Origin of the sequence: Mesorhizobium sp. M1312 (genome assembly GCF_040318115.1) — a bacterium.
Lineage (GTDB): Bacteria > Pseudomonadota > Alphaproteobacteria > Rhizobiales > Rhizobiaceae > Mesorhizobium.
Window position 1 is genome coordinate 23,832 of sequence record NZ_JAMYLQ010000008.1, and the last position, 11,820, is coordinate 35,651.

Consider the following 11,820-nt stretch of genomic DNA (forward strand, 5'->3'; position numbering starts at 1 on the left):
TGGACGATGACCTCGATCGATCCGGCGCTGTCGGAGCGCGCCGAAACGTCCGCCCAGGAAAATGCCCCGGCGCGTGCGGGAGTGGGCGTCTGGGTGCTTGGGCTGGTGGCTGCGGCCAGCTGGATCGGCGTGGCTGCGCTGATCGAGCTGTGGCCGGAGATCATCCCCCAGCCCTACGGCCGGGAACTGGCAGTCATTGCTCTGGCGATCGCGCTCGGATTGATTGTGGTCGCCGCGACGGGACGGCTCTTCGGAGCCGTAGCGACCACCATTCGCTGCTACGGGCCCTGGGCGATTGCCGCCGCGCTCGTCGTCGCAGGTTGGGAGGTGGTGACAGCGAAGACCGGCTTGCTGCCTGTACCGTTCTTCTCCTCGCCGCAGAGCATCCTGGAAGTGTTCTTCGACGACTGGAGTCGGCTCGGCATCAGCGTCTATTATTCAGTTGCGCTGCTCGCCAAGGGCTATTTCTTCGGCGCGCTTGCCGGCTTCGTCACGGGGATCACCATTGGCTGGTCGCGGGCGGCGAGCTATTGGGTTCATCCGCTGCTGCGCCTCATCGGACCGCTGCCGGCCACGGCCTGGCTGCCGCTCGCCTTCTTCATCTTTCCGACCAGCGGATCGGCGAGCGTGTTCCTGATCGCGCTCGCGACAGCTTTCCCGGTGACCATCCTCACCTGGTCTGGCGTGGCCAGCGTCAACCGGGACTACTATGACATCGCCCGCACGCTTGGCGCAAAGCCATTCTTCCTGATCCTGAAGGTTGCGATACCGGCGGCACTGCCGCATGTTTTCGTCGGGCTTTTCATGGGTCTCGGCACCTCCTTCGCGGTGCTCGTCGTCGCCGAAATGCTGGGGGTCAAGGCTGGCCTCGGCTGGTATCTGCAATGGGCTCAAGGATGGGCCGCTTATGCCAACATGTATGCCGCACTTCTCGTCATGGCGCTGATGTGCTCGGGCCTGATCACCATTCTCTTCAGAGTGCGCGACTGGACGCTTTCATGGCAGAAGGGCCTCGTCAGATGGTAGCTCCTGCAACAAACACGGCAGCGGCATCCACCGCTGCCGACCAGAAGATTGACATCCAGAGCGTCTTCCATCAATTCGAACTCGAGGGTGAACCGCTTCCAGTGCTCGACGGCATCGACTTCTCTGTGGAGCCGGGATCGTTCGTCGCGCTGCTCGGCCCGTCGGGGTGCGGGAAGTCGACGCTGCTTCGTCTTCTCGCCGGTCTTGATCATCCGACCAAAGGCGACTTGAAGGTCGATGGTGAAAATGTCGGCGAGCCCGATCCCTCGCGCATCATGGTCTTTCAGGACCCGACGCTGTTTCCATGGCGAACGGTATGGGACAATGTGGCGCTTGGTCTCGAAGCCAGGGGAATCTTGAAAAAGGCGCGCCAGCGCGTCGACGACGCAATCCAGCTTGTCGGGCTCGACGGTTTCGACAAGGCCTATCCGCATCAGCTCTCAGGCGGCATGGCGCAGCGCGTGGCGCTGGCCCGCGCGCTGGTGAACGAGCCGCGCCTGCTGCTGCTCGACGAGCCGCTCGGCAAGCTCGACTCGCTGACGCGGCTGACCATGCAGACCGAACTCGTCGGCCTGTGGCAGCGCGCGGGACTGACCGCCGTCCTCGTCACCCACGATGTCGAGGAAGCGCTGTTCCTGACGCAACGCGTGCTGATCTTCGGCCCGCGGCCGGCGCGCATCGTCGCCGACATCGAGGTCGATCTTCCTTATCCACGCCACCGCGGCGATCCGCGCCTGGCAGAGCTTAGGCGCGAGGCGCTCGGCCATCTCGGCCTTGCCGCTACGTGGTAAACCGATCGGAACCCTTCAAATGAAAATCCTCAACTACGGCCTGCGCGCTACCCTCGCTGTGGCGGCGTTTGCGGTATCGCTTCCCGCCCATGCCCATATCACTTTCGAGAACAAGGAGGTGAAGGCGGGCACTACGGTCAAGTTCGTACTTCGGGTGCCGCATGGCTGCGCTGGTTCTCCGACCACGGCGGTCAGGATCGCGCTGCCGGAGGAATTGACGGAGGCCAAGCCGCAACCAAAGCCCGGCTGGACGCTCGACATCACAAGGGTCGAAGCCCAGGGCGACGGCTCCGGCGAAACCGGGCACGACGCTCATGGCGGGCATGACGACACCGTCATCAAGGAGATCGCCTGGTCGGGCGGAAAACTCGAAGACGCCCATTATGACGAGTTCGTCTTCCGCGCGAAGGTGGCGGAAGACATCGCGGTGGCGGCGATCTTTGTTCCGATCGTCCAGGAATGCGAGTCTGGCGTGGAGCGCTGGATCGAGATCCCGCCGGCCGGCGCCTCATCCGACGATCTCAAATTCCCGGCTCCGTCGATAAAGATACGCGCCGGGTCGTGATCCGGCTTCGTGTCTTGCTGTTGCGGCTGGCGGCGGCGATCTTCGCCGCCGTTTTCATGTCGGGCCTTTGCACGGGATCGGCTTTTGCCCATGCGACGCTGATCGCCGCCGAGCCGGCCGATGGGGCGATCGTGGCAGCCGCGCCGCGAACCGTCACCTTGCGGTTCTCCGAACCGGCCCGGCCGCTGGTGGCGCGGCTGATTCATCCGGGAGGGCACACCGAAATCCTCAAGGAGATCGGTGAAAAAGGTTCGGTGATCGTGCTGACCTTGCCGTCCGGCCTGGAAAACGGCACGCATGTCCTTTCCTGGCGCGTCGCCTCGTCCGATGGTCATCCGATTGGGGGAGGCCTGGTATTCTCGGTCGGCGCACCGAGCGCGGTCGCACCGGCGACGATCGAGCAATCCGATCTTTCCGTCCGGATCGGGCTCTGGTCGGCGCGCTTCCTGCTGCTCGCCAGCCTTATCGTCGGTGTCGGCGGCGTGGCATTCAACGCCTTGATTGGCCGTTCCAACCCGGCGCCGGGAGCCCGCATCGTGACGAGCGCGCTGTTCGCGGGCCTGATTGCTGCGCCGTTGCTGGTCGGCTTCCAGGGACTCGACGCGCTGGGTGCGCCGTTTTCCGATCTGGCGACGGCTGCTGTCTGGCAAGCCGGATTGTGGGCGACGAGCTATGGCCGTTCGACGCTGCTGGCAGCGACGGCGATCTGCATCGCCTACGCGGCCGGGCAGGCCGGCTACCGGTCCCGTCTTGGACTCTCGCTCGCCGCCGCAGCGACGCTTCTGGTCGGTGTGGCGGTCGCTTCTGCCGGCCACGCCTCGACCGCGCCGCCGCGATATCTCACGGTGCCGGCAGTGTTTCTCCATGCCATAACGGTCGTGCTATGGATCGGCGCCCTGATTCCGCTCGGAGCGGTGCTTGTCCGCGGCGGCGCAGCGTTGCCGATCATCCTGCAGCGCTTCTCCCGTATCGTTCCGGCGATCGTGGCGGTTTTGGCGGCGTCCGGCCTGCTGTTGGCGATCGTGCAGGTGCAGACCGTCCCGGCGCTCTGGGACACCGACTATGGCCGTGTGCTCTTGGCCAAGCTCGCATTGGTCGTCGCGCTGCTACTACTAGCGGCGCTCAACCGCTTCTATCTGACCGCTCCCGCAGTCGCTGGCGACGCAAGCGCGACGCGGCGTCTGAGGCGCAGCGTTGGTGCTGAAATCGTCCTTGCGACCGCCGTCATCGCCGTGCTCGGTCTATGGCGATTCACGCCGCCTCCGCGCGCGATTGCGGCAAACCCTGCTTTGTTCGAAGTACAGGAAGTCCGTGCGCGGAAGGAGAGTGTCAGTGCTGCCCTGTTGATCTATCCGCCGATCGTCGGCCCGGTCAGGGTAGAGGTCGGCAATTTGCTTCTCAATGGAAAGCCGTTTGAGCCGATCAGCGTCAGCGTCGATCTCGACAAGCCGTCCTACGGCATCGGCCCGTTCACGCGGGAAGCGCGCCGGGCCGGCGATGGAATCTATCATGCGGATGGCTTCGTGCTGCCGCTGGATGGCTTCTGGATCGTTCGCGTCACGGTCCTCGTATCGGATTTTCGTTCGGTCACGCTCATGGAGGTCTTCGACGTCCGTAAAGTATCGCGATAAGCTTGGCAGCCGATTTCCACACCCCCAGACAACATGCCCGGCATGGGCCGAAAAGGAGAATTCGACTCTCCAATCGGGGGAAAGTTCAGCACGCCGTGCCTAGTCTACTAAATTAGTAGAAATTACTCTGACGGCATCCTTGAGACGAACGACCGTCGTCTCCGGTTCACAGCCAGGGAGTCCGTCATGTCCCAAAAACGTCAAGCTGAAACTCGGCTTCATGCTCCACGGCGTCGGCATTGGAAGGGGCGACTGGCGCCATCCGGATGCCGACCCGACTGCGAGCACGAGCTTTGAATACTACAAGAAGCAGGCGCAACTCGCGGAGGCGGCGAAGTTCGATTTCCTCTTCGTCGCCGGAACAGGTCGCCGACGCGTTCCAGCGCTGGCTGGAGCAACGCGGCTCCGACGGCTTCGTGGTCAACGTGTCGCTGCCCAGGGAGCTCGAAGTCTTCGCCGAGACCGTCGTTCCGATCCTGCAAAAGCGCAGCATCTACCGCACCGAATACGAAAGCGAGACGTTCCGCGGCAATCTCGGCATTACCGTTCCACCCAACCGCTACGCCAGGAACACCGTCGCCGTGGCGGCCGAGTGAACTTACTCATTCCCGAACAAGTCCCTCCCACAAATTGAAAGTGAACCCTGCCATGACCATCGTCTCCCGCCGCATGTTCAATCTCCTCTTAGGCGGGCTGGCCGCAATTGCCAGCCTCACAGCGCTGCCGGCTCTCGCCGCCGAAGATCTCAGCAAGGTCGTTCTGCGCGTCGGCGACCAGACCGGCGCCACCAGGGCGAAATTCGAAGCGGCCGGCTTGCTCGACGACGTCCCCTATCAGATCGAATGGTCGGTCTTTGCGGCTGCCGTCAATTTGCATGAGGCACTGAAGGCCGATGCCGTCGACATTGGGTCGGCGGCGGATTCGCCGACGGTCAGCGCAATTGCCGGCGGTTCCAAGATCAAGATCGTCGCCAGCTGGTCGAACGGCGGTCTCGGCAGCTCGTTGATCATCCCCGCCAATAGCCCGATCAAGACCATAGAGGATCTCAAGGGCAAGACCATTTCGCCGACGACGCGCGGCAGCGTCGCGCACTACCTCGTGCTCGGCGTGCTGAAGAAAGCCGGCCTTGCCCAGGACGATGTGAAGCTTGCCTTCCTCAACCCATCCGATGCCAGCGCCGCCTTCCAGGCCGGCAGCATCGACGCATGGGCAACCTGGGGAATCTACAAGGCGCGCTCGATCGGAACGTTGAAGGCCACCGTGTTGATCGATGGCCCCGGCATCAATACCGGCAATGGCGTGCTTAGCGCCACGGACAAGGCGCTGTCGGATCCGGCAAAGGTGGCTGCGATTGCCGATTTCTCGGCCCGCACCGACCGTGCCTACAAATGGTCGAAGGAGAACAAGGAGGCTTATCTCGACTATTACGCGGCCTTCACGAAACAGGACAAGGCGACGGTCGAGAGCCTTTATCCGGACGAGGCTGCTTTCGAGCGCACGCCGATCGACGACGCTTTCGTCGCTTCACTCCAGAACGTTTTCGAGACCTGGAAGGAAGCCGGCGTTCTGAGCGGCGACGTCAATCTCGGCGACTACGTCTACCGCGGCTTGCCGACGAACTGACGCCGGTTCGAAGGAGCAGCCGATGAGTTCGATAACCACGATTACCATTCCGCCGGGCGCTGCTGAAAGGCGGCCGGCGGAGCAGACCGCGAGATCCAACGCTTCGCTGGCGCGGCAGCGCATCGAGCCGGCGTCCTCCGCCGTGCAGGGAATGCCGCGCAGGTTGAGGCGTCTGTCAGGCCCCGTGCTTCTGGTCCTGCTTTGGCATGTCGCGTCGCAAACCGGCGTGCTGCCGGGCGAGGTGCTTGCCGGTCCGTCCACGGTGATCGGCAGCGCCGCCAAGCTCATTGAGACCGGCGAGCTGCAGGATGCGATGGTCATCTCGCTCAGCCGCGCCCTGGGGGGCCTGGCGATTGGCGGCACAATTGGCGTGACGCTCGCTGTCGTCGCCGGACTGTTTCGGCTCGGCGAGGATTTGGTCGATGCCACGATGCAGATGCTGCGCACCGTGCCCAATGTCGCGCTGATCCCCCTGCTGATCATCTGGTTCGGCATCGGCGAGGCGCCGAAGATTGCGCTGATCGCGCTCGGCACCGCCTTTCCGCTCTATCTCAACGTCTATGCCGGCATCCGCAACGTCGATTCGACGCTGATCGAGGCCGGTCGCACGCTTGGCCTGTCCCGCGCCGCGATGATCCGTCACGTGGTGCTGCCGGGTGCGCTGCCGAGCGCGCTGGTCGGCTTGCGCTACTCGCTCGGCATCGCCTGGCTGGCGCTGGTCTTCGGCGAGCAGATCAACGCCACGGCCGGCATCGGCTATCTGATGGCCAATGCGCGGGAGATGTTCCAGACCGACGTCATCGTCGTGTGTCTCGTCGTCTATGCATTGCTCGGCCTTGGCGTCGATTTCACCGTTCGCACTCTCGAAAAGGTATTCCTAGCATGGCGGCCAGCCTTCAGCGGAACGTGAACGTGGTCGAGGCGGTCGAGCCGCCTCCGGCCCCGAAAAAGCCGAACGCGCCGCTGCCCGCGGTCAAGGTTCGCGGCCTCACCCGCCGCTTCGGCGATCGCGAGGTCTTGAAGAGCCTCGATGTCGACATCGCGCCCGGCGAGTTCGTGGCGCTGCTCGGCGCCAGCGGCTGCGGCAAGAGCACGCTGCTGCGCATCCTCGCCGATCTCGACCGCGAAATCATCGGCGAGGTGGAAGTGCCGGTGCGCCGCGCCGTCGCTTTTCAGGCGCCGCGGCTGATGCCGTGGAAGAAGGTGTGGCGCAATGTCGTGCTCGGGCTGCCGGGCCGACCCGACAGGACGCGCGCACTGGCGGCGCTCGACGAGGTCGGCATCGGCCACCGCGCCGACGTGTGGCCGAAGGTGCTGTCGGGCGGCGAGGCGCAGCGCACATCGCTGGCGCGCGCGCTGGTGCGCGAACCCGACCTGCTCCTGCTCGACGAACCCTTCGCCGCGCTCGACGCGCTGACCCGCATCAAGGCGCAGGATCTGGTCGGCGAGCTCTGGCAGCGGCATGGCTGCGCCATCTTGCTGATCACGCATGACGTCGAGGAAGCGGCGCTTCTCGCAGACCGGGTTCTGGTCATGAAGGATGGGATCATCGCGCATGAGGAACGGATCGACCTGGTCCGTCCGCGCGACGTCGCCGATCCAGTCTTCGCCAGGATACGCGGCAGCCTTCTCGACTGGCTGGGCGTGCGCCATGGCACTCATGGCAATGCTTGAGGGTCTTGGACGATGAGCAGATCGAGCGGCGAGACTCTCGAACTGACCGCCGACGTGCTGGTCATCGGCGGAGGGCTTGCCGGAAGCTGGGCAGCCTCGGCGGCGCGGCGCACGGGCGCTTCCGTCATACTGGTCGACAAGGGTTATTGCGGCACCAGCGGTGTCACCGCGACGGCGGGACCGGGGCACTGGTGGATACCACCGGACCCGCCCGAATTGCGCGATACGGCTATTCGCAACAGGAGAAAGACAGGGGCAGGCCTGAACGAGCCGGGGTGGATGGCGCGCATCCTGGCGCTGACCTGGGAGAGCCTTCCGACGCTCGAAGGCTTCTATAAGTTCTCCACGGATGAGAACGGCGCGAAGCAATATCGCGCCCTGCGCGGCCCGGAGTACATGCGCGCCCTGCGCAAGCTGGTCGACAGTCTCGGCGTGACCATCCTCGACCACAGCCCGGCGCTGGAGCTGCTGCAGCGTTCCGATGGCTCGGTGTCAGGCGCGCGCGGCATCCGGCGGCAGGCGGGTGGCGATTGGCAGGTCAATGCCGGCGCGGTCGTGATCGCCACCGGTGGCACCTCGTTCCTGTCGCGCTTGCTTGGCTCGCACACCAACACGGGTGACGGCTATCTCATGGCGGCGGAAGCCGGCGCCGAACTTTCCGGCATGGAGTTCACCACCTATTATACGGTTGCACCGGCGCGCTCGACGATGACACGCTCCATGTCCTACGCCTTCGCCACCTATTACAACGAGGACGGCGCAGTCATTCCGATGCCGCCTGGGCCGGAGACGACACGGCCACTGGCGCGGGCCATGCTGAAGGGCCGCGTCTTCTGCGATCTTGCCCGGACGCCAGAAGACATCCGAGTGCAGGTACCGACGATCTCGCCCAATTTCATGCTGCCGTTCCGGCGCTGGGGCGTCGACCCATACAAGGACCGGTTCGAAGTGACCTTGCATGGGGAAGGGACGATCCGCGGCATCGGCGGGCTCCGCATTGTCGGCGAGGATTGTGCGACTTCGGTTCCCGGCCTTTATGCGGCAGGCGACGCGGCGACGCGTGAACTGGTTGCCGGTGCGATTTCAGGCGGCGGTAACATCAATTCTGCCTGGGCGGTGTCGTCAGGCCAATGGGCCGGGCAGGGTGCGGCGCGCCATGCCGCGGCCAACGGTTCCGCGTCAGGCGGTCGCGCCATCGGGCAAGCAGGCCTCCGCCCGGCCGCCGCGCGGCGTGACGTCGACCTTGGTGCGACGCTGTCCGCCATTCAGAGCGAGATGCTGCCTTACGACAAGAACATCTTCCGCAGCGGGGAAAAGCTCCGGCACTCCGCTGAGGTACTTGAGGGTGCCTGGGCGGAGTTTGATGCGCACGCAGAGGGTGTTGGCGGCGGTCTGTTGAGAACTCGAGAAACTGCGGCCATGCTGGCCACGGCACGCTGGTGTGCCGCGTCGGCGCTGGCGCGTGAGGAAAGCCGCGGCATGCACCAGCGCGACGATCGGCCGGAGACGGATCCCCGCTTCAACCGGCGCATCCTCGTTGGCGGCCTGGACAAGGTCTGGACGAGATCAGATTACGGCCACGCATTGGAACTCGCATCATGATCGAACTCGTCATCGCCGAGCGTTGCACGGGTTGCAACGCCTGCGTCGAAGTCTGCCCGACCAACGTGCTCGAAATCGTCTCCGGCAATGTGCCGCACATCGCCCGGCAGGAGGACTGCCAGACCTGTTTCATGTCCGAGCTCTACTGCCGGGGAGACGCGATCTACGTCGCGCCCGATTGTGAAAACGCCACTCCAGTCGACAAGGACGAGATCCTGGCTTCCGGCCTGCTCGGCGAATTCCGCTGCAATCATGGCTGGGACGAATGGGCACACGACCCCCGCTACACCAACGAACATTGGCGGATGGAGAGCGTCTTCCTGCGCGCACGGGAGATGGCGACCGCCGAGGCGGCGAAACGGGTGAGTGGAAATTATGCCTCAGGCAGGTGAAGGTCGATCCATGCGTGCGACATCCCCTATCGCCTGAGCATTTGTCCAGGATCTCATTTCCATGACACAGAAACGGCAATTGCGGCTCGGCGCGTTCATGCGCCCCGTCAGTCACCATACCCTTGTCAGCAGAGCCGGACGCATCTGATGGGAAATGTTACGTCATGGGAGGGAGCGACCTCATTCGCGTGGGCCGGCAGTCGCAGCAAGGCGGGCTGAATCAGCCATGTAATTTCGACAATCGTCCAAGCGCGCAAGGTCCAGTGCACCAAGATGATCAAGCCTCGTGGTCTACTGGCATGTCGTTGAAATGTCACCCTCGCTGACCTACATGCACCGTGCGTCGGGCGTTCTCCTCCCATTGCGTTCGGCGCGTTCCCCTCTGGAGGTTTTTGACCTTCATACCTGGCCGGACCCTTGGTCCGGCCTTTTTCGTAAGCTCGACATTACAGATAAGCCTTGTGGTTCGGAAGACACCACCACTCACGTGCCTTCGGTCAGTCGCCAAGTCGGGAGCGCTTACTTTCGGCATCCCCGAAGGCGATATACCTTAACACCTCCCCCGACTAAGACTCGATGCTCTGCTTCGGCTGCAAAATCCTGGTCACCGCTGCGATGGCGTGAAGGTCTGCTTCCCCCAGTCACTTTGAAAGCCATCGAGGCTATCAATCTGGACCTCAGTCGCTGCGTAGGATTTTCGCTTCTAACGCCGCTACAACGAAGGCCCGCCTAGCAACCGGCGACTGAGCTTCACCACGCAGAACCTGAAGACATGCATCCATAGCCAGTTTTCGCTTCTTAGTCTGATGAGGGAAACTCCGCAGCAGGATCGTGGCTGACGCGCTCACGGTCAAGCCGGCCAACTTGCACCACCACGGGCCGGACGAACCTGCACGACATGCAATTGCACTCTCAATTCCGACCATGACACGGTCTTCGCGTATCATGATGTGGGGTCAATTTATACATTTCTGGCTACGGCCAGAACAGAACTGGCAGTCGCCCAATCTCAACACAAGTTGCCTGTCCAATTTCAGCAGGCCGTTACCTGAAATCCGGATGGGTCCCAGTCTTGGTGCGCAAGAAAGCGCAGCGGAATTCTGTCGCGGCCGGAAGGTGAAGCGGCGCTTGGTCCCAGGCTCGGGCTTTCCTGAAGCCCGCGCCTTCCTTTCTGGTGCCAGCCTTGATGCGGCCGCTGCCGCATTGGCGACGCTGGTAGTGGAGCGCTGGTGCCGGGAGAGGAAGAGGGCGGGCGGGTTGCGGTGGCGGGTGAAGGTCCGGGAGAGAGTCTCCCGGCGCCCGCCAAGGAGCAACACCCATGACCCAAATGGAAATTCTTGCGCCCAAGCGCAACGAGCGTGCCGGTTACAAGGTCGACGTCAGCCGCGGCCAGCGTATTGGCCGCGTGTCGTCAGAATGGTTCAACCGGCCGGCGGACGAGCGATACCTGTCGCTCAACGACCTTGGAAATGCGGTGAAGAGCCGGTCGGAGCGCAGCAAGACCCGCATTGTCGAAAGTGAGCAAATCCGCGTCGAGGCCAGCCGCGACGATCCGGAGCGCCTGAGGCTGATGCTGCCCGATGCGCCTGCCCCTGTTGCCCCCACGCATTGGAGTTTTGGCCAACTCGCCTCCTTGGTCGGCGCACCGGCCACCTATCTGCGGCAGCTTCCAGCCCCGCTCGCGGCGATAAACCTTCAGCACGGTCTCCTCAACCACCGCGTCGAACAGGTGAAGACGCTGGAAATCGAGAACGGACGCCTTGAGTTGCGGGCGGTAACAGGCCCTGATTATGGCAGAATATTTGACTCAGAACTGGTCGACGCCGTGCAAAAGATCGCCGGCAACGGTACCGGCGACACCCGCTGGAAGGTGCCCGGTGTGCTCGACTGGTCGACAGGTATCTACAATCCGCACGTCGACATCTCCCGCGATACCACGACGCTCTACGCGTCAGACCGCGATGTCTTTGTGTTCCTCGTCGACGATCTGAACCCGATCGAGGCCGGACGGCTGCCAAATGGGGAACCGGATCTCTATTTCCGCGGCTTCTACTGCTGGAATTCCGAGGTCGGTGCCCGCACCCTCGGGATCGCCAGCTTTTATCTGCGCGCCGTGTGTCAGAATCGCAATTTGTGGGGCGTGGAAGATTTCGAGGAAATCACCATCCGCCATTCAAAATACGCGGCCTCCCGTTTCGCACTGGAAGCCGAGCCGGCCCTGATCCAGTTTGCCGATTCCTCCCCCATGCCGTTCGTCAACGGCATCAAAACGGCGCGGCAAAGGATCGTGGCCCGAGATGACGAAGACCGCCGAAACTTCCTGCGCAAGCGCGGCTTCTCCAAGTCCGAGACCACGAAGATCATCGATACTGTTCTCATGGAGGAAGGCCGACCACCGGAATCGATCTTTGATTTCGTGCAGGGCATCACGCGGGTCGCGCGCGACAAGCCGCATCAGGATGTCCGCCTGGAAATGGAGGGCAAAGCCAAGAAGCTTCTCGATTTTGCCAACTGAT

At 63.4% G+C, this 11,820-nt stretch carries 12 protein-coding genes; 11 read left to right on the forward strand and 1 reads right to left on the reverse strand.

Features of this window, described 5'->3' with window-relative positions; translation table 11 throughout:
- Window positions 1-6 precede the first annotated feature (6 nt).
- The 10 genes from NKH36_RS11855 (at window position 7) to NKH36_RS11900 (ending at window position 9,304) form a co-directional block, all read left to right on the forward strand.
- Window positions 7-1,026, forward strand: a complete 1,020-nt coding sequence (locus tag NKH36_RS11855; RefSeq protein ID WP_352962127.1) for an ABC transporter permease — start codon at window positions 7-9, stop codon at window positions 1,024-1,026.
- On the forward strand, window positions 1,020-1,817 hold the full coding sequence (locus tag NKH36_RS11860; RefSeq protein ID WP_352962130.1) for an ABC transporter ATP-binding protein: 798 nt from the start codon (window positions 1,020-1,022) through the stop codon (window positions 1,815-1,817). The genes NKH36_RS11855 and NKH36_RS11860 overlap by 7 nt, the downstream gene beginning before the upstream one ends.
- A 19-nt stretch (window positions 1,818-1,836) precedes the next feature.
- Window positions 1,837-2,382 (forward strand): YcnI family copper-binding membrane protein, encoded by a 546-nt coding sequence (locus tag NKH36_RS11865; RefSeq protein ID WP_352962133.1) that lies wholly within the window; start codon window positions 1,837-1,839, stop codon window positions 2,380-2,382.
- Window positions 2,379-4,013: a copper resistance CopC/CopD family protein gene (locus NKH36_RS11870; RefSeq protein WP_352962136.1), complete on the forward strand. Its 1,635-nt coding sequence runs from the start codon at window positions 2,379-2,381 to the stop codon at window positions 4,011-4,013. The genes NKH36_RS11865 and NKH36_RS11870 overlap by 4 nt, the downstream gene beginning before the upstream one ends.
- Before the next feature lie 293 nt (window positions 4,014-4,306).
- Entirely contained in the window at window positions 4,307-4,609 is a 303-nt protein-coding gene (locus NKH36_RS11875) for a hypothetical protein (protein WP_352962138.1), read from the forward strand.
- A 52-nt stretch (window positions 4,610-4,661) separates the two neighbouring features.
- On the forward strand, window positions 4,662-5,636 hold the full coding sequence (locus NKH36_RS11880; protein ID WP_352962140.1) for an ABC transporter substrate-binding protein: 975 nt from the start codon (window positions 4,662-4,664) through the stop codon (window positions 5,634-5,636).
- A gap of 22 nt (window positions 5,637-5,658) precedes the next feature.
- Entirely contained in the window at window positions 5,659-6,546 is an 888-nt protein-coding gene (locus NKH36_RS11885; protein WP_352962143.1) for an ABC transporter permease subunit, read from the forward strand.
- Entirely contained in the window at window positions 6,519-7,310 is a 792-nt protein-coding gene (locus NKH36_RS11890; RefSeq protein WP_352962145.1) for an ABC transporter ATP-binding protein, read from the forward strand. The genes NKH36_RS11885 and NKH36_RS11890 overlap by 28 nt, the downstream gene beginning before the upstream one ends.
- 12 nt (window positions 7,311-7,322) lie before the next feature.
- The gene (locus NKH36_RS11895; RefSeq protein WP_352962148.1) at window positions 7,323-8,912 is read left to right on the forward strand and encodes an FAD-dependent oxidoreductase; all 1,590 of its coding nucleotides are present in this window, start codon (window positions 7,323-7,325) and stop codon (window positions 8,910-8,912) included.
- A complete protein-coding gene (locus NKH36_RS11900; RefSeq protein ID WP_352962152.1) occupies window positions 8,909-9,304 on the forward strand; it encodes a 4Fe-4S binding protein in 396 nt (131 codons plus the stop codon). The genes NKH36_RS11895 and NKH36_RS11900 overlap by 4 nt, the downstream gene beginning before the upstream one ends.
- Window positions 9,305-9,981: 677 nt before the next feature.
- Here NKH36_RS11900 and NKH36_RS11905 read toward each other — a convergent pair.
- Window positions 9,982-10,251: a DUF982 domain-containing protein gene (locus NKH36_RS11905; protein ID WP_352962155.1), complete on the reverse strand. Its 270-nt coding sequence runs from the start codon at window positions 10,249-10,251 to the stop codon at window positions 9,982-9,984.
- 371 nt (window positions 10,252-10,622) lie between these two features.
- On the opposite strand from NKH36_RS11905, the gene NKH36_RS11910 reads away from it, so the two are divergent.
- Window positions 10,623-11,819: a DUF932 domain-containing protein gene (locus NKH36_RS11910; protein WP_352962157.1), complete on the forward strand. Its 1,197-nt coding sequence runs from the start codon at window positions 10,623-10,625 to the stop codon at window positions 11,817-11,819.
- The last annotated feature ends 1 nt before the right edge of the window (window position 11,820 follow it).